Annotated in this window: 1 protein-coding gene and 2 pseudogenes; all 3 read left to right on the forward strand. The window is 71.4% G+C overall.

What is annotated here, in order from left to right; all coding sequences use genetic code 11:
- Window positions 1–45: 45 nt before the first annotated feature.
- Window positions 46–11,260, forward strand: a pseudogene (locus tag BTZ20_RS29465) (amino acid adenylation domain-containing protein); the annotation flags it as partial.
- Window positions 11,261–11,272: 12 nt separating this feature from the next.
- Window positions 11,273–12,439: pseudogene (locus BTZ20_RS29835) on the forward strand (condensation domain-containing protein); the annotation flags it as partial.
- 74 nt (window positions 12,440–12,513) lie between these two features.
- A complete protein-coding gene (locus BTZ20_RS29470; protein WP_317616037.1) occupies window positions 12,514–19,698 on the forward strand; it encodes a non-ribosomal peptide synthetase in 7,185 nt (2,394 codons plus the stop codon).
- Window positions 19,699–21,014: the final 1,316 nt, after the last annotated feature.

Raw genomic sequence — 21,014 nt, forward strand, 5'->3', positions numbered from 1 at the left:
GGGGTGCGCCGATCGCCGCTGATCCCGCAGGCCCGGCCCGCCCGGATCCCGTTGTCCCCTGCGCAGCTGCGGATGTGGTTCGTCAACCAGTACGATCCGCAGTCCCCGGCCTACAACATCTCGTTCTCGCTGCGATTGTCGGGTCACCTCGACGTCTCGGCGCTGCGGGCCGCGCTCGGCGACGTCATCGCCCGACACGAATCCTTGCGCACGGTCTACCCGCTCACCGACGACGGGCCGTGCCAGGAGATCCTGCCCGCCGAGTTGGCCGAGCCCGGACTCGAGGTCGTCCGGGTACGTGATGCGGACGACCTGCACGCCCGGATGTGGGCGGCGACGGCACGGGGCTTCGACGTCGCGGACCAGATTCCGCTGCGGGCGATCCTGTTCCGGGCCGACGAGACGAACCACGTGCTCACCGTGGTGCTGCACCACATTCTCGCGGACGGCTTCTCGCTGAACCCGCTGGCGCGGGACGTGGCAGCCGCGTATGCCGCGCGGCTGTGTCGCGGTGCACCGCAGTGGCCGCCGTTGACCGCGCAGTACGCGGACTACTCACTGTGGCAGCGCGAATGGCTGGGCAGTGAGGACGACGCGTCGTCCCCGCTCGCCCGTCAGCTCGACTACTGGACCACCACGCTGTCGGGCCTGGACGAGGTACTGGATCTGCCGAGCGACAGGCCACGGCCTGCGGTCCGCTCGCAGTCCGGTGGGCGGGTCGCGTTCACAGTCGACGAGCGCCTGCACCGGAGCCTGATCGCGCTCGCCCATCGGCACGATGCGAGCGTGTTCATGGTGGTGCATGCGGCGCTAGCCACCCTGCTGTCCCGGCTTGCCTGCACCGACGACATCGCGATCGGCACCCCGATCGCCGGGCGCGGGGCCGCGGCTCTCGACGACATGGTCGGGATGTTCGTCGGCACCCTCGTGCTGCGGTGCGATGTCGGCGGGGCGTGCTCGTTCGGTGAACTGCTTCGCCGGGTCCGGGAGACCGACCTCGGCGCATTCACGCACGCGGACATCCCGTTCGAACGGATTGTGGAGGCGCTGGATCCGCCCCGCTCGCACGCCCATACGCCGTTGTTCCAGGTGATGCTCGAGTTCAGGACCATCGCGCGGCCGGATCTCGCGCTGCCGGACCTGCGAGTGGAGGCGCTCGACTCCGGCGACGTGGCCGCCAACTTCGACCTGCAGCTCACCGTGGCGGAGGAGTTCGACGCCACGGGCGGCGCAGCCGGGATGGCCGCCGGTCTGGTGTTCGCCACCGACATGTTCGACGAGGCCACCGCGCGGACCTTCGCCGACAGATTCGTGCGGATCCTGGAGGCTGTGGCCCAGTCCCCGGACATGCCGGTGGCGGACATCGAGATCCTCGACGGTGCGGAGCGCGCCGCGCTCACGGCGGTGCGGGGTGCGCCGGGGGCACCGCCGCGCACGCTGGCCGCTGTGCTCGCGGCCGGGGCGGCGATCGATCCGCGATCGCCTGCAATCCGGTTCGACGGCAACGAGATCTCGTACCTCGACCTCGACCGCGTGTCGACCGGGCTCGCCCGCAGGCTGATCGACGTGGGTGTCGGACCCGGTTCTGTTGTGGCGCTCGGCATGCCCCGCAGCGTCGAGTACATCATCGGTCTGTGGGCCGTCGCGAAGACCGGGGCCGCCTTCGTCCCGATCGACCCGGCGCACCCGGCGGATCGGATCGCCTTCATGCTCGACGATTCGGGTGCGGTCCTGGGGCTAACCGTCGCGCAGTCCCGGGACGCCCTCCCCGACGCGCTGCGATGGTGGACGCTCGACGCCGACCGTCTCATGCGCGACCACACCGCCGTCTCGCCGATCCGTGACACCGACCGGACCACCCGGCTGCGGCTCGACCAGGCCGCCTACCTGATCTACACCTCCGGCTCGACGGGAATCCCGAAGGGCGTCACGGTTTCTCACCGCGGTCTCGCGGCGTTCGCCGACCACGTGCACAAGCGCTGCCGGACGACGCCACGCTCCCGGGCACTACACTTCACGTCGCCCAGCTTCGACGCCTCGATCCTCGACTTCATCCTCGCCTTCGGTGCCGGGGGACCCTGGTGATCGCGCCGCCCACCGTGTACGGCGGTGACGAGCTGAGAGAGCTGCTCGCGGCCGAACGCGTGACCCACTGCTTCCTCACCCCGACGGCGCTCGCCGCGATGGACCCGGCCGGACTCGACGACCTGGTGTGCGTGGTGTCGGGCGGCGAAGCCTGCCCGCCCGACCTGGTGGCCCGCTGGGCCCCCGGACGGCGGATGCACAACGGGTATGGTCCGACGGAGGCGACCATCGCGGCGAGCATCAGCGATCCGCTGACCCCGGGCGAGCCCATCACGTTGGGACACCCGGCACCGGGATTCCGTGTGCGAGTGCTCGATCGCAGGCTGCAGCCGGTGCCGGTCGGGGTGCTCGGCGAGCTGTACCTTGCGGGCCCGGCGTTGGCCCGCGGCTACCACCGGCGTCCTGGGCTGACGGCCGGCCGGTTCGTCGCCGAATCCGGCGGCGAGCGGATGTACCGCACGGGGGATCTCGTGCGGTGGACCGCCGACGGTCAGCTGGTCTCCCTGGGTCGCGGCGATCGGCAGGTCAAGGTGCGCGGCAATCGCATCGAGCTCGGTGAGGTCGAATCGTGCCTGACGGCAGCCGGATCCGTCGGTCAGGCGGTGGCCGACGTGCGCGCGGTCGGGCCAAGGGGAGACCTGCTGATCGCGTACGTGGTGGCAGCCGCAGGGGCGGCGGTGGACACGGCGCGTCTGCACGAGGCCCTCGCGGCACGGCTGCCCGCGTACATGGTTCCCGCGCACATCGTGGTGCTGTCCGAGATGCCGATGACCGTGCACGGCAAGCGCGACCGGGCAGCACTGCCGACTCCCGATCTCGGGGCGGAGGTGTCGGTGGGCCGGGCACCGTCCGGCGCAGCCGAGGAGAACCTGGGCCTGCTGTTCGCCGAGGTTCTCGGCCTGGACACGGTCGGGATGGAGGACTCGTTCTTCGCCCTTGGCGGCGACAGCATCATGTCGATCCAGCTGGTCGCGCGGGCGAAGGCGGCGGGGCTGTCCCTCACGCCGCGTGACGTGTTCGATCACCCGACGGTCGCCGGACTCGCCGCGGTGGCGGACTCGCGCGTCGCAACCCGGCCCGCGACACTCGAGGAGTTGCCCGGCGGCGGCGTCGGGGATGTGCCGCTCACCCCGATCCTCGCGTGGATACTCCGCCGCAGTGCCGGCCGAATCGACAGGTTCTCCCAGTCGGTGCTGTTGGCGCTGCCCCACGGAGTCGACCGGGTCACGCTCGAGGTCGCGGTGCAGGCCGTGTTGGACGCACACGACATGCTCCGGGCCCGGCTCGAACGTGACAGTGGTACCGAGAGTGGCTGGCGCATGACGGTGCCCGACGCCGCCAGCGTCACGGGCCGGGACGTGCTGACGCGCGTCGAGGTGGATTCGGTGGACGACGCGGCGTTCGACGTCCGCGCCGCCGCGGAGGCGGATGCCGCGGCCGACCGCCTGGATCCGGCCGCAGGCACGATGGTGCAGCTCGTGTGGTTCGACGGTCCGTCCGGCACCGGACGGCTGCTGCTGGTCGTCCACCACGCCGTCGTCGACGGCGTGTCGTGGCGCGTGCTGGTGCCGGACCTGGCGTCGGCATGGGCGCAGGCGTCGGAGGGGCGGGTGCCCGAGTTGGCGCCGGTGGGCACGTCGATGCGCCGGTGGGCGCACGCTCTGGAAGATGTTGCCCCGCAGCGGGTCGGCGAACGGCCGATGTGGGAGCGAATCCTGGGCGGCGACGACCCGGCGATCGGATCGCGACCGCTGGATTCCGCGCGCGACGTCATGGCCACGAGCGAGGTGCTGACCAGCGAGGCGTCCCCCGAGGTCACCGAGGCCGTGCTCGCCGCGCTGCCTGCGTCGCTCCGCGCCGACGTGCTCGACGGGCTGCTGACTGCCCTCGCGATGGCGGTGGTCCGCTGGCGCGCCGAGCGAGGCGTCGAACGGTCGGACGTCCTTGTCGGCGTCGAGGGGCACGGGCGGGAGGAGGCGGCCGTGCCCGGTGCGGACCTGACCCGCACGGTCGGCTGGTTCACGACGCTCTCGCCGGTGCGCCCGGATCTGTCGTCGATCGACCTCGGCGAGGCGTTCACCGGGGGAGCGGCGGCCGGAGCTGCGGTCAAGCTCGTGAAGGAAGAGCTGCGGGCGATCCCGGATCGGGGGATCGGCTACGGACTGCTCCGTGGGCTTGCCGGGGAGTCGGGGGCGCGGGTCCGCGGGTGGCGCGAGCCCCAGATCGTCTTCAACTACCTGGGCCGGATAGCCGGCACCGCCGGCGTGGGCCGGATCACGGCGGGGGCAGGCGGCGATCCGCAGGCGTGGCTGCCCACCCCGCGTTACGGGCTCGGCAGCGCCCACGACCCACAGATGCCCGTGACGGCCGTCGTCGACATCGCGGCCGGGTTCGTGCCGCGGCCGGGAGGCGCTGTCCTGCAGTCGTCCTGGACCTTCCCGACCGGGGTTCTCGATGCCGCGGATGTGCACCGGCTCGCGGACCTGTGGCACCGGGCGCTGGGTGCGCTCGCCGCCTACGCCAACACCGAAGGCGCGGGCGGGCTCACCCCATCGGACGTCGATCTCGTCCCGCTCGACCAGGCGGCGATCGACGCCCTCGAGGCACGGCGACCCGGGCTGACGGACGTGTGGCCGCTGACCCCGCTGCAGTCGGGACTGCTGTTCCACGCCCGTCTCGCGGAGCGATCGGTCGACGCGTACATCGTCCAGCTCGTCGTCGGGCTGCACGGCCGGCCGTCGCCGGAGCGGATGCGCCGGGCCGCGCGGACTCTGCTCGATCGCCACCCGAACCTGCGGGTGTGCTTCGTCGAAGACGACGCGGGCGAGGTCCACCAGGTCGTCGAGGGTCGTGTTTCGTTGCCGTGGAGTGAGATCGACCTGTCCGGCCTGGACGGCTCGGCGGGCCGGGAACGCTGGCGGGAGCTGCTCGCGGTGGATCGATCGACGCCGTTCGTAATGGACCGCGCACCGCTGCTGCGCTTCACACTGGTCCGGACGGGAGCGGAGGAGCACCGGCTGCTGCTCACCCACCACCACATCCTGCTGGACGGCTGGTCGACGCCGCTGCTGCTCGAGGAGTTGCTCGCCCTGTACGCCGCCGACCGGGAGCCGACGTCGGCACCGGCGGGCGACTACCGCGACTACCTGACGTGGCTGACCGCGCAGGACCACGCGTCCGGTGTCGCGGAGTGGCGCCGGGCCCTCGCCGGCGCCGACGGGCCGACGCTGCTGGTACCCGGGGACGGGTCTGTGCTCGATCCGCAGGCTCCGCTCGACCCTGTGCTCGCTCCGCAGGCTCCGCTCGACGCAGTCGTGACACTGGCCGAACCGGGGGAGGCGACGCTGACCTTGCCCGCCGAGGAGACCGCGGCTCTGGTGGCGGTGGCCAGGGAGCACGGGGTCACGGTCAACACCGTCGTACAGGTCGCCTGGGCGCTGGTGCTCGGTGCACTGACCGGCCGCACCGATGTGGTGTTCGGTGCGACGGTGTCGGGCCGTCCCCCGCAGGTGCCCGGGATCGAGGCGATGATCGGACTGTTCATCAACACCGTGCCGGTCCGGATCGCGTTCGATCCCGCGAAAGCGTCGGCGAGTTGCTCAGTCGTGTGCAGTCGGAGCAGGCGGAGATGCTCGACCACCACCACATCGGGCTCGCCGAGATCCAACGGGAGGCGGGTCCGGCGGCGACGTTCGACACCCTGACGGTCTTCGAGTCGTACCCTGTCGACCGCTCGGCACTCACGCGCGCCACCGACATCGCCGGCCTACGGGTGGTGGGTGTCGAGGGTGTCGACGCCACCCACTACCCACTCACCGTGCTGGCGCGCGTGGACGACCGCTTACGGCTTCAGCTGAAGTACCGGCCGGACCGGCTCGACCCGGCCGTGGTGGACTCGATCGCCGACCAGCTGCGGCGCGCGCTCGCGACCGTCACGCAGGATAGGGCGCGCCCCATCGCCCGGGTCGACCTGCTGTCCGAGCACGAGGAGGCCGCGCCCATTCGGGGCGGCCCGGCGAACCCGCCACGCCTGCTGCCGGAGATCCTCGTCGCCGGAGCCGCGATCGAGCCCGACGGCGTCGCGGTGGACTCGGAGGACGCTCGGCTGTCCTACCGGGAGCTCGACGAGGAGTCGAATCGGTTGGCGCGGTATCTGATCGGTGCGGGGGCACGGCCGGGCGTGGCGGTGGTGATCGCCCTGCCGCGTTCGGTGCGGTCGGTGACGGCCGTATGGGCGGTCGCAAAGACCGGTGCGGCGTTCGTACCGGTGGATCCGACCTACCCGCGTGCCCGCGTCCAGCACATGCTCACCGACTCGGACGCCGCCGTCGGACTGGCGCTCGTCTCCGATCGCGGCAATCTGCCGGACTCCGTGCATTGGCTCGTACTCGATGATCCGGGGTGCGCGGCGGACCTCGCCGCACTTCCTGCGGATTCCATCGCCGAGGCAGAGCGGCTGGCCACCCTGCGCGTCGACGACGCGGCGTACCTGCTCTACACGTCGGGATCGACGGGCCTGCCAAAAGGCGTGAGCGTCACCCACCGCGGCCTGTCGAGCCTGCTCGCCGCGCAGCGGGACCGCTATGTCGTTCCGGCGACGGCGCGCTGCCTGCACGTGTGCTCACCGAGTTTCGACGTCTCGGTGCTCGAGCTGCTGCAGGCCGCCACTGCGGGCGCGTGCCTGGTGATCGCGCCGCCGCACGTGTACGGCGGTGCCGATCTGGGCCGACTCCTGCGCCGCGAGCGGATAACCCACGTCTGCATCACACCTGCCGCGCTCGCCACCGTCGATCCCGATCGTCTCGATGCCCTCGACGTGCTGGTGGTCGCGGGCGACGCCGTCGGTCCAGAACTGGTGGCCGACTGGGCACGGGGACGAACGATGCTCAACGGATACGGGCCGACCGAGTCGACCGTCCTGACGACGATCAGTGCGCCCCTGGTGCCCGGGGCGAAGGTGACGATCGGGGGCCCCGTGCGCGGCACCGACGTGTTCGTCCTCGACGGCTTCCTGCGTCCGGTCCCGGCCGGCGTGCCAGGAGAGCTGTACCTCGCGGGAGCGGGGCTGGCCCGCGGATACCATCGCCGGGCCGCGTTGACCGCGGCGCGATTCGTGCCCGCCCCCGGCGGCGCGCCCGGCGACCGCATGTACCGCACCGGTGACGTCGTCCGGTGGTGGCCGGACGGCACGCTCGACTACTTGGGCCGCAGCGACTTCCAGGTGAAGGTGCGGGGACTGCGCATCGAGCTCGGGGAGATCGACGCGGTCTTCGCCGCACACCCGGCGGTCGGGTTCGCCGTCACGGTCGCGCGGCCACGGGAAGCAGGCGACCCGATGTTGGTGACGTATGTCATGCCGAACTCCGCGGCCGGCGTCGACGTCGCCGCCCTGACAGACCACGCGCTCCGGATCCTGCCGGTGCACATGGTGCCGACCACGGTGATGGTGCTCGACGCGATACCGCTGACCCCGGTCGGAAAGCTGGACCGCGCCGCGCTGCCCGAACCGGACTTCGACTCCCTGACACCGCGATTCCGGGTCCCGGGAAACTCCACCGAGGCCGGTCTGGTCACCGTGTTCGCCGAGGTGACCGGCGTCGACCGGGTGGGAGCCGACGACGACTTCTTCACGCTGGGTGGCAACTCCCTCAGTGCGACGCGGGCCGTGGCCCGCATCAACCGCGCGTGCGGCAGCAGGATCGGGGTGCGTGATCTGTTCGAGTGCCGGACCGCCGCGGCGCTCGCGCCCCGGTGTGTGCGCGTCACCGCGCCGCACGGGGACGAGTTGCGCACGGGCACCCGGCCCACCCGCATCCCGCTGTCATCGGCCCAGGAACGCATGTGGTTCATCAACCAGTTCGATCCGGCGTCGGCCGCGTACAACGTGCCGATGGTGTTGCGGCTCTCGGGCAGCCTCGACGCTCCTGCCCTGCGGCGCGCGCTGGTCGACGTGGTTGAGCGTCAGGAATCGCTGCGGACAGTGTTCCCATCGCCGGCCGCAGGCCCGTCCCAGCCTGCCGCAGGCCCGTCCCAGGTGACGGTGCCCGCGCCCGGTGTTGTCGGCGACCTGACGCCGGAACAGGTTGCCGAGGACCGGGTACCCGCCCGCGTCGCCGAGATCGTGCATGAGGGATTCGATGTGGCTCAGGAGGTTCCGGTACGGCTGCGGCTGCTGCGCATCGCGGCGGACGACCACCTCCTCGTACTGGTGGTCCATCACATCGTGGCCGACGGATTCTCGATCGGCCCCCTGGCGCGGGACGTCGCGACGGCGTACGCGGCGCGGGTCAGCGGCGGTGCACCGAATTGGGCGCCGCTGCCGGTCCAGTTCGCGGACTTCGCCGTGTGGCAGCACTCGATGCTTGGCTCCAGGGACGACCAGGACTCCCGCGTCGCCCGCGAACTCGCCTGGTGGGAGGGCCGACTGGCGGGGGCGCCGCCGGTGACCGGGTTGCCGCTCGACCGCCCGCGCGAGGTCCGGCGCTCGACGCGCGGTGGCCGGGCGGCACTCTCGGTGGATCCCGGCGTGCACCGTGGGCTCGTCGAACTCGCCCGCAGGCACGATTCGACGGTGTTCATGGTGGTGCACGCCGCGCTCGCGGTGCTGCTGTCCCGCGTGGGAGCAGGCTGTGACGTCGTGGTCGGAACCCCGGTCGCCGGGCGCGGCGAGGCCGAGCTGGACGATGTGGTCGGCATGTTCGTGAACACCCTTGTGCTACGCACCGCGGTCGAACCGGCGGACTCCTTCGCCACGGTGCTCTCCGGGACGCGGGACGCGGACCTGGACGCCTTCGCACACGCCGACGTGCCGTTCGAGCAGCTCGTGGAACGGTCGGCGTCGGCGCGATCCACCTCGCACACCCCGCTGTTCCAGGTGATGCTCGAGTTCCGCAACGTCGAGCATCCCCACGTCCGGCTGCCGGGACTGACGGCCGAGGTGCTCGACGTCGAGATGGGCGAGGCGAAGTTCGACCTCCAGTTCGGGATCGGCGAGCGGTTCGACGAAGCCGGTGCCCCTGCGGGTCTGACGGGCGAGCTGCTGTTCGCATCCGACGTGTTCGACGAGTCCACCGCGACGGCGCTCGCGGACATGTTCGGCCGCGTGCTCGCGGCCGTCGCGGCCGATCCGTCCGTCCTGGTCGGAGACATCGACGTCGCGGGGGCGCTCGCGCGCGAGGAGGCCGCAGCGCGCGCGACCGGCCCGGTGTCGGCGGTGCCGGCGTACTGGACTCTGCCGGACCTGTTCGCCGCGACGGTCGCCGCCGATCCGGACACGGTCGCCGTGGTCGCCGCGGACTCGCGGATGACCTACCGCGAGCTCGACGCGCGTTCGAACCGGCTGGCGCGCTGGCTGATCGACCGCGGCATCGGTCCGGAGTCGCTGGTTGCCGTGATGATGGAACGATCGGCGGACCTGGTGGCCGCGCTTGTCGGGGTCGCGCGGTCGGGTGCGGCCTACCTGCCGGTGGACCCGTCGTACCCGGCGGCGCGCATCGAGTTCCTGCTTGGCGATGCGGCACCGGCCTGCGTGCTGGTCGACGCGAGCGTGCAGGGGGACCTGGTCGCCGGTGCACCCGTTGTGCACCTCGACGACCCGAACGTGCGCGCACAGCTCGACTCCCTGAGCGCCACGCCGGTCGCCGACGCCGATCGCACGGGCCCGCTGCACGCGGATTCCGTTGCCTACGTGATCTACACGTCGGGTTCGACCGGAAGACCCAAGGGTGTCGCGGTGACGCATCGGAACGCGGTGACGCTGCTGACCGGCGCCCGCGCCGTGCTCGGCTTCGGTGCGGGCGACGTGTGGACGATGTTCCATTCGTTCGCGTTCGACTTCGCTGTGTGGGAACTGTGGGGCGCCATGGGGTTCGGCGGCCGGTTGGTTGTCGTCGGGCACGACACCGCGCGTTCCCCGGACGAGCTGCGCCGCCTGCTGGTCTCCGAGTCGGTGACGATGCTGAGCCAGACGCCGTCGTCGTTCTACCAGTTCGCGCAGGCCGATGCCGCCGCCGACGACGGCACCCTCGCGCTCCGCTGGGTGGTGTTCGGCGGCGAGGCGCTGGACGTGGCCCGCCTGGCGGGGTGGGTCGAACGGCACGGCGTCACCGCGCCTGCTCTTGTGAACATGTTCGGTATCACCGAGACCTGCGTGCACGTGACGTGGCGGACGATCGACGTCGCGGCGGTCACCGGGCCGCGTTCCACCGGATCGGTGATCGGCCTCGGACTGCCTGGTGTGCGGGTGTGGGTGCTCGACGAGCGGTTGCGCCCCGCGCCGCTCGGGGTGGCGGGCGAGCTGTATGTGTCGGGCGCGCAGGTGGCACGGGGATACCGGGGACGGCCCGGGCTGACCGCGGGACGCTTCGTCGCCGACCCGTTCGGTCCCGCGGGGCGGATGTACCGCACCGGCGATCGGGCCCGCTGGACCTCGGACGGCGAGCTCGAGTTCCTCGGACGCAGCGACTCCCAGGTCCAGATCCGGGGATTCCGGGTGGAGCCGGGGGAGGTCGAGTCGGCGCTGACCGCGGTTCCTGGTGTCGGGTCCGCCGTGGTGCTGGCGCGACCCGGGCCTGCCGACGGCGCCGCGCGCCTGGTGGCCTACGTGGTCCCCGAGTCCGGTGCCGCCCTCGATCCGGCCTCGGTCACCGAGGCCGTCGCCCTCCGGTTGCCCGGACACCTGGTGCCGTCCGTGACGACGGTCCTCGCGGAGTTCCCGATCACCGCACACGGCAAGCTCGACCGCGCCGCACTCCCCGAACCGCGGCCAGAGACCGTGGGTGGGAGAGCACCCGGCACCGGGACCGAACGCCTGCTGGCGAGACTGTTCGCGGAGCTTCTCGGTGTCGAGACGGTCGGTGCCGACGAATCGTTCTTCGGGCTCGGCGGCGACTCGATCATGTCCATCCAGCTGGTGTCGCGGGCGAAGGCCGCGGGGCTGGCGTTCACGCCGCGCGACGTGTTCGAGCGCCGCACCGTCGCCGGTCTCGCCGAGGTCGCCGACCTCACCGGCACCGACGATGTCGTCGCGCTGCCGGAGCTGCCGGGCGGCGGCGTCGGCGACGTCCCACTCACCCCGATCATGCGGTGGCTGGTCGAGCGCGCGGGCACGCGGCGCGGTGGCGACTTCCGCCGCTACTCGCAGTCGGTCCTGCTCGCGGTGCCCGCCGAGATCGACCTCGAATCTCTCACCCGGGCGGTGGACGCGGTCCTGGACCGGCACGACATGCTGCGGGCCCGGCTGCGCCCGGATGCCCGCTCCGAGTCCGGGTGGCGGCTCGAGGTACGACCACCGGGGGCGGTGCCCGCCGCCACGATCGTGCGACAGGTCCCGATCGACAGCGTCGCCGGAGCGGACCATGGGACCCAGGGTGCACTGGAGGCGGCCGCCGACCTGCTGGATCCGGAGTCCGGCAGCATGATCCAGTTCGTGCACCTCGTCGGGGGAGACGCGGCCCGGTTGCTCGTCGTCGCCCACCACCTCGTCATCGACGGGGTCTCGTGGCGGATCCTGATCCCCGACCTCGCGCTCGCCTGCACGCAGGTGATGGACGGCGCGCAGCCGGACCTTCCGGCGATCGGCACCTCGATGCGGACATGGGCGGACGGGCTCGTGCGGGCGGCGCGGGACCGCACCTGCGAGCTGGACCTGTGGCGGTCGACGGTCTCCCGAGCATCCGTGGGACGCGCTGCGGGAGAACTCGATCCGTCTGTCGACATCGCGGGCACCCTCGAGCGCGTCGAGGTGGAATTGCCTGCCGACGTGACCCTGGGCCTGACGACCACGGTGCCGCGGGTGTTCCACGGCGTCGTCGAGGACGGACTCCTCACCGCGCTGGCCCTCGCGCTCGTGCACTGGCGGCGCGGCCGCGGCCTCGACACCGACGACGTCGTGGTGGCGCTCGAGGGGCACGGCCGCGAGCCCCAGGTGGTGCCGGGCGCCGACCTGTCCCGCACGGTGGGGTGGTTCACCTCGATCTACCCGGTGCGGCTGGATCTGTCCGGCATCGACATCGACCAGGCCCGCGGCGGGGGAGCCGCCGCGGGTGCGGCGGTGAAGTCGGTCAAGGAGCAGTTGCGCGCCGTACCCGACCACGGGATCGGGTACGGCCTGCTCCGGTACCTCGGCGACGAGGCCGGGGCCGAGCTGCGCGGGTTGCCCGAGCCGGAGATCAGCTTCAACTATCTCGGTCGGCTGGGCGGCGGCGTCGAACCGCGCGGTGACGGAAGCTGGCTTCCTGTCACGGAAGCCGGGCTGCACGATGCGGTCGCGGCGGACGTGCCGGCGGCGTTCGCGATCGACGTCAACGCGGTGACGGTGCCCGGCCCTGACGGCCCGCGAATCAGGGCGACGTGGGCCTTCCCTCGCCGCGTGCTCGATGCCGCGGACGTGGAACGGCTCGCGCAGGGGTGGATCGTTGCCGCGCGGGGGTGGTCGAGCGGGCGAGCGCACCGGGTGCGGGCGGGCGGACCCCGTCGGATCTGGGTCTGGTGCACCTGGACCAGTCGGACGTCGAGCGGTTCGAGGCCCGGTTCCCGTCCCTGTCCGACGTGTGGCCGCTGACACCGATACAGCGCGGCATGTTCTTCCATGCCGAGCTCGCTGGCGCCTCGGTGGACGCGTACCTGGTGCAGCTGATCCTCACGCTGGGCGGCGAGGTGGACTCGCTGCGCCTGCATCGTGCTGTTCAGAGTCTGCTCGACCGGCACGCGAATCTGCGTACGGCGTTCGTACGCGCGCCGGACGGGGAGGCCGTACGGATCGTCACCTGCGAAGTGGCCGCGCCGTGGACGGAGACCGACCTGCGCGCGTTCACCGAACCGGCGGCGTCGGAGCGGTTCGGTGAGTTCCTGGCCGAGGACCGCGCCCTCCGGTTCGACATGGCATCGCCGCCGCTGCTGCGGATCGGCCTGGTGCGCATGCCCGATGGCACGAACCGCCTGATCCTGACCAACCACCACATCCTGCTCGACGGGTGGTCGACGCCGCTGCTGCTCGAGGAGCTCGTCGTCCTCTATGCGACCGACGGTGACACCTCCACGCTGGCACGGGTCCGGCCCCACCGCGACTATCTCGAATGGCTCGCGGCGCAGGACCGGCCGGCGGCGCTGCGCGCGTGGGCCGATGCCTTCGACGGTACGGACGAGCCCACTCTGCTGGTCCGCGACGGATCTACCGCGACAGCGCAGTCCGCGCCGTCGCAGGACATGCGATACGAGTTGGACGGCCCGGCGACCGAGCGGCTGCGTGCCCTCGCGCACGAGCGCGGCGTGACGCTCAACACCATCGTCTCGGTCGGATGGGCGATCGTCCTCGGCCTCCTCACCGGTCGCGACGACGTGGTCTTCGGCGCCACTGTGTCCGGCCGACCCCCGTACGTGCCCGGCATCGAATCGATGATCGGACTGTTCATCAACACCGTGCCGGTCCGGGTCCGGCTCGATGCCGCGGAAACCCTTGGCGCGTTACTCGATCGGGTACAGGCGGAGCAGGCGGCGCTGCTCGATCACCAGCACGTCGGGCTCACCGATGTCCAGCGTGCCGCGGGACCGGCCGCGGGCTTCGACACGCTCACCGTTTTCGAGTCCTATCCCGTGCGCAGCGCCCTGCCCGCGGACGCCGACATCGCGGGGATGCGACTGCAGGGCGTCGAAGTCCGCGACGCCGCCCACTACCCGCTGAGCGTGGTCGCGTCCGCGACCGACCGTCTGCGCCTGACGATGAAGTTCCACCCGGACCTCCTCGACCGGACGGCGGTCGACGCCGCCGCCCGCAGGCTGCTGCACGTCCTGCGCGCGATCGGTGACGACCCCCGGCGGCGCCTGGCCGGACTCGACCTGCTGACCGCCGACGAACGCCGGATGCTGGCGCCGGTGCGGGGCGGCCCGCCCAGCGCCGCCCGGACGCTCCAGGAGATCCTGACGGAGTCGGCCGCCCACGATCCGGAGGCGGTCGCGCTGGTCGCCGGCGGACTCGAGGTCACCTACGCGGACCTCGACGCCCGGTCCAATCGCCTGGCGCGCGCACTGATCGACCGGGGAGCGGGGCCAGAAACCTCAGTCGCGCTCGGTATTCCGCGCTCCGTCGAGTCGGTGCTCGCGATGTGGGCGGTGGCCAAGACCGGGGCCGCGTTCGTCCCGGTGGACCCGGACTATCCCGAGGAGCGGGTCGAGCACATGCTCGCCGACTCCGGTGCACGCGTCGGGCTGACCGTCGCGGCGCACCGGCACCGGCTGCCCGACACGGTGCCGTGGTTGACGCTCGACGACCCCGGATTCGCCGCGGACTGTGCATCCCGACCGGCGGCGCCGGTGACCGACGCCGAGCGCACGGCGCCCGTGCGGATCGACCATCCTGCGTACCTGATCTACACATCCGGCTCCACCGGCCTGCCCAAGGCGGTCACCCTGACCCATCGGGGCCTGGGGAACTACGCCGACGAGCAACGGGATCGGTGCGCGGTGACCGCGGACTCCCGGACGTTGCACTTCTCGTCACCCAGTTTCGACGTCTCACTACTCGAGTACCTGCTGTGCTTCGCGGCAGGCGCGACCATGGTGATCGTGCCCCGAAGTGTCTACGGCGGCGCGGATCTGGCCGCGTTGCTGAAGGACCAGCGCGTCACCCACGCCTTCATCACGCCTGCCGCCCTCGCCTCGATCGACCCGGCTGGGCTCGACGACATGCAGTGCGTGATGGTCGGCGGCGAGGCGTGGCCACCGGAACTGATCGCGAACTGGCTGCCGCAGCGGCGCATGGTCAACGGATACGGGCCGACGGAGACCACGATCGTGGTGAACATCGAGGACTGCGTGCCGGGCGTCGTGCCGATTCCCCTTGGCGGGCCGATCCGCGGCGTCGCCGAGATGGTGCTCGACGCGCGACTGCAGCCGGTGCCTGTTGGCGTCGAGGGGGAGATCTACATCGCCGGCCCCGGCCTGGCCCGCGGCTACCATCGGCGGGCAGGCACGACCGCCGGACGATTCGTTGCCGACCCGTTCGGCGCGCCCGGCGAGCGGATGTACCGCTCCGGCGACGTCGGGGTGTGGAGCAGGGACGGGAAGCTCGAGTACCGCGGGCGCAGCGACTTCCAGGTGAAGGTCCGGGGCTTCCGCATCGAACTCGGCGAGATCGACGCCGTACTCACCGCGCACCCCGACGTCCGGTTCGCGGCCACCCTCGGCCGCCCCGGGCCGGGCGGCGACACCGTGCTGGTCTCCTATGTGGCTCCGGTCGACGGCCGGGACATCGACGTCGACGATCTCCGATCCCGGTTGTCCGCGCGGGTCCCCGATTTCATGGTGCCTGCATCGATCGTCGTGCTCGACGAGATCCCGCTCGGTCCCACCGGGAAGCTCGATCGCCGCGCACTGCCCGATCCCCGGTTCGGCCACACCCCGATGGCGTTCCTGGCGCCGACCAACCCGGTGGAGGAGGCGGTGACCGAGGTGTTCGCGACCACGCTCGGGGTGGACCGCGTTGGGATCGGCGACGACTTCTTCGAACTCGGCGGCAATTCACTGTCCGCAACGCGCGTGGTCGCCCGGCTCCGGGAGACCCTCGGCGTCGACCTGGGGGTCCGCGAGCTCTTCGCTGCGCCGACCGCGGCGGCACTGGCCGAGCGCATCGAGCACACGGAGACGGGAGCGTCCGGTCGTCCCGCGCTCGAGGCGCTCGAACGACCGGAGGTGATCCCGCTGTCCGCGGCGCAGCAGCGGATGTGGTTCATCAACCAGTTCGACCCGGCATCGCCCGCCTACAACGTCCCGCTGGTGGTGCGTCTGTCGGGTGCCCTCGACGCCCCGGCCCTCGACGCCGCCCTTGCCGACGTGATCGACCGGCACGAGTCGTTGCGGACCGTCTTCCCGACCGGACGAGACGGCCCGGTCCAGGAGATCCGCCCGGCGTCCGAGGCGGCGCCCGACCTGCGGCCGGTGCCGGTCCCGGACGAGCCCGAGCTCGCCCGGCGGATCCACGCCGAGGTGTCCGCCGGGTTCGACGTCACCGCCCGGGTGCCGGTCCGCGGCGCGCTGTTCGAGCTCGGTGCCGATGAGCACGTCCTGGTACTGGTGGCGCACCACATCTCGGTCGACGGGCTCTCGATGGGTCCGCTGTCCCGGGACCTGGTCCGCGCGTACGCGGCGCGGGCGGCGGGCCGCGCACCCGAGTGGTCACCGCTCGCGGTCCAGTACGTCGACTACACGCTGTGGCAGCGCCGACTGCTCGGTGACGCCGACGACCCGGGGTCGCTGGCCGCGCGGCAGCTCGACCACTGGACCTCGACCCTGGCGGGGGCACCGGACCTGCTGGGCCTGCCGACGGATCGACCGCGCCCGTCCCAGCAGTCGTTCCGCGGCGCGCGTACCGGCTTCGCGATCGATCCGCAGCTGCACCGCAGTCTCGAGGAGTTCGCCCGGCGGCACGGGACGAGCGTGTTCATGACCGTGCACGCCGCGCTCGCGGTGCTGCTGAGCCGCCTCGGCGACACCGATGACATCGTGATCGGCACGCCGGTCGCGGGCAGGGGAGAACCGGCGCTCGACGACCTGGTCGGCATGTTCGTCGGAACGCTGGCGCTGCGTACCCGGATCGATCCCGCGCAGCCGTTCGCCGATCTGCTGGGCGCCGTGCGGGAGGTGGACCTCGGCGCCTTCGCACATGCCGACCTCCCGTTCGAGCGGGTGGTCGAGGCGCTCGACCCGCCGCGCTCGACGGCGTACTCGCCGATCTTCCAGGTGGCGTTGGAGTTCCAGAACGACACGCGGGCCCGCCTCGATCTGCCGGGCCTGACGGTCGAGGGCCTCGCCCCGCATTCCGGTGTGGTGAAGGAGGATCTCGAGTTCGTGCTCGCCGAGCAGTTCGACGACTCGGGCGCCCCTGCCGGTATCGCCGGGAGCATCGAGTACGCGACGGACCTGTTCGACGCCGCGACGGTGCGCAATGTCGCCGAACGATTCCTCCTGGTCCTCGAATCCGCGCTCGACGATCCGCACGGAGCCGTCGGCGACATCGCGATCCTGCGCGACGACGAACTGCGCGAGCTCGCCCCTGCGCACGGCGGCCCCGACGCCCCAGAGCTGTTGCTGCCCGAGCTGCTGGCCAGGGCCGGGCACGATCCCGATGCGACCGCGGTCGCCTGCGACGGCGTCGAGGTCTCGTACGGGGAGCTGGATCGGCGATCGAACCGGCTGGCGCGGATGCTGATCGGCCGCGGTGCCGGTCCGGAGCGCTACGTCGCGCTCGCCTTGTCGCGGTCGCTCGAGTCGGTGCTCGCGGTGTGGGCGGTCGCGAAGACCGGGGCGGCGTTCCTGCCGGTCGACCCGGGCCACCCGGCCGGGCGGATCGAGCACATGCTCGGTGATTCGGGCGCGGTGCTGGGGGTGACCGTCGACGAGACGCGGAATCGTCTGCCCGACAACGTCGACTGGGTGGTGCTCGACGATCCCGACACGACGGAGGCGGTCGCGGTCATGTCGGACGCGGCGATCGGCGATGCCGAGCGGATCGGCCCCGTATGCGTCGACCACCCCGCGTACCTGATCTACACCTCCGGATCGACCGGCGTCCCGAAGGGCGTCGTGCTCACCCACCGGGGTCTGGCGAACCTCGCCGCCGAAGAACGTACCCGCCTCGACGTCACCCCGGATGCCCGCACCCTGCACTTCGCGTCCCCGAGCTTCGACGCATCGGTGTTCGAGATGGTGATGGCGCTGAGCGCGGGCGCGACCATGGTGGTCGTCCCGCCGCACGTGCGCGGGGGCGCGGAGCTGGCCGCGGCCCTCGAAACCGGTCGCGTCACACACGGATTCATCACCCCGACCGCGCTGGAGTCGGTGGATCCCGGCCGGCTCGATGCGCTCCGGGTCCTCGTCGTCGCCGGTGAACCATGCACCCGGGAACTGGTGGCGCGGTGGGCGCCGGACCGCACGATGCTCAACGCGTACGGCCCCACCGAGACCACGATCATGTCGAACATCAGCGACCCGATGGCCGCAGGTGCCCCGATCACGTTCGGTGGACCGATCCGCGGCGTGTCCGAGCTGGTGTTCGACGCGCGCCTGCACCCGGTGGCACAGGGTGTGGTGGGGGAGCTGTACGTCGCGGGGTCAGCCCTCGCCCGCGGCTACCACCGTCGGCCCGCGTTGACCGCCGACCGCTTCGTCGCCGACCCGTTCGGCCGGTCCGGTGAGAGGATCTATCGCACCGGCGACCTGGTCCGACGACGGATCGACGGCACGCTCGAGTACGTCGGCCGCAGCGACTTCCAGGTCAAGGTCCGCGGCTTCCGCATCGAACCCGCCGAGATCGACGCCGTGCTCACCGCGCAGCCGGGCGTCGGGTTCGCGGTGACGATCGCGCGCACCGGACCGGCGGGCGACACGCTGCTGTGCTCGTATGTGCGCGCGACCGGCGACGCGCACCTCGCGCCCGACGAACTCCGGCGCGCTGCGGCGCAGCGACTTCCGAGCCACATGGTGCCGGCCTCGGTCACGGTGCTCGACCAGATCCCGTCCACCCCGACGGGCAAGCTCGACCGGGACGCCCTGCCGATGCCGACGTTCACGACAGCCGCGTTCCGAGAACCAGCCGGTCCCGTGGAGTCGGCGGTCGCAGGCGCGTTCGCCTCGGTGCTCGGGGTGGAACGGATCGGCGCCGACGACAGCTTCTTCGACCGCGGTGGCAACTCGCTGTCGGCGACCCGCGTGGTCACCGAACTCCGTGAGCGGCTCGGCAGGGAGGTCTCGTTGCAGATGCTCTTCCTGGATCCGACACCGGCCGGGATGGCCGGCCGGATCGGTGCCGAGTCCGCCTTCCAGGTCGTGAGCGTCGAGGACGCCCTCCGGGTCGTGATCCCGCTGCGCGGCAGCGGAACCGGCCGCCCGCTGTTCTGTGTCCATCCCGGAATCGGATTGTCGTGGGGATACACCGGGCTGGTCCGATACCTGCCCGCCGATCGACCAGTGTTCGGCCTGCAACTACCCGCGATCACCGGCGGTCCTGGGTACGGATCGATCGAGGAGCTCGCGCGGCGGTATGTCGACGAGATGCGCGCGATCGCGCCCGAGGGGCCGTACGACCTGCTCGGTTGGTCCCTCGGCGGTGTCCTCGCGCACGCGATGGCCGTCGAACTGCAGAGTCGGGGGGAGTCCGTCTCGACCCTGGCGGTCATGGACAGCTACCCGGACGACGGCTCGGACCCCCTGCTCGGACGGCTCGAGATCGCGGACCTGCTGCGTGGTCTCGGGCTGGACGTCGGTGCGCCCGAGCGGCATCGGGACCTGACCTACGATTCCGCGGCGCACATGCTTGGCGAGTTCCTCGGCAGCGCGGGGGTCACCGCTGCGCACCTCGAGCGGATCAACGACGGATACGCGAACTCGCGGCTGCTGGTGCACCGCTTCGTGCCTGGTGTGTTCGACGGTGACCTGCTGGTGTTCCCGGCGCAGCGCGGGCAGGGCGGGGGCACCGATCGCTCGGCGCAGGAGTGGCGGCCGCTCGTCACCGGTGGCATCGACGAGTACCCCGTCGACTGTGGGCACAACGAGATGATCGAACCATCGTCGTTGTCCGTGATAGGTCCCGTGCTCGCCGCCCGCCTCGGGCGTCGCACCTGAGTGGACGCGTGGTGCGCATTTCATCACAGTGACAATATGACCCGACGTGCCAGGGAGGCGCGTTCAGGGGAGTGCAGACATTCAGTCGCGGTCGACGCCGCGGAAACGGAAGCGAACGGCCGGTCGTCCATCGCGATGTGCGCAGGTGCCGTGCGACGAACACGCGCTCGACCTACGGTTCGACTCAAAGTCTCGGCGACTCAGTGAATTGCCGCCACCCCATAACGTCACAGTGACGCAATGGGGTGGCGCAGCCGGGAGGCGGGGGGCAACCAGGAGTAGGCCATGAACACCCGGATACGCACCGGACGGAACAGGCGCCGGGCGGAAACGTCTCGGCCCGCGACCAGAGGGACATCGGATCTGCCACCGACCGCCGGCAAGCGATTGCCAACCAGCAAGTCGGACTTGCCATCCGAGCGCGACGCAGAGTGTCGCGGCGGATTGCGGCGACGAGCCGACCCGAACGAGAACGAAACGACTACACGGACGTGTTATCAACGCAGTTCAGTGCACAACCGATAATCGACATTATGTCATCTCGAGTGGATCCGGGCCGCCCCAGCCAGCATGGATGTACCCCGGATCGACGCGAGCGCACCGCACACACCGGTGACCCATCGGACGGAATTGCCACCCGAAGGCGAACCCCGGCTCCGCGCCCCCGCGAGGACCTCCGCCGGAGCGCCGGGTTCGTTGCGAGCATGCGATCGTCGGCGTCCCGGCGGATCACCCGGGCGCCGATGCATCCGAATGGTCCGAACGGATCGATTCGCCGCCACAGTCGGCTGCCGGCGACCGAGACCAACCGCAGACCCCCACCGGCGGCACGGGCCCACCGACCAGCGGCACCGCAACCGAGTTTCATGGATAATCACTGTTATCCATGAAATATGGTGCAGTACAACAGAATACGTGAATCGCCGGCATCTCCGTCGGGCTTTGCCCGAACCTAACCCAGTCGGCGTAATTGCCCGCCGACCCGTCCCGAGTTCCCGGCCGCTCAGACCAGCGGGCCCGAGGCCGACCCGGGCCCCGACTCCCCCGGAACGCACCACCGGCCCACTCCTCCACCACCACCCCACGCTGCCCAGCCGGCCGTCCTACCGACCGATCCCCCGCGACGACGATCCGTCCGACCTACGCCCAACAACCGCGCCGCTCGGGTGGGTGGGCAGGAAATACGTTGGACGGGATTCGATTCAGGTTGATAGCGTCTACGAGACCGTGCATCACACGAGGAGGTGAGACCCATGAACGCAGTAACCATGTGGGTGCTCCACTCGTGTTCACGGTTCGGCGATTGACGTAGGTGT

Origin of the sequence: Rhodococcus sp. MTM3W5.2, assembly GCF_001984015.1 — a bacterium.
Taxonomy (GTDB): Bacteria; Actinomycetota; Actinomycetes; order Mycobacteriales; family Mycobacteriaceae; genus Rhodococcus_G; species Rhodococcus_G oryzae.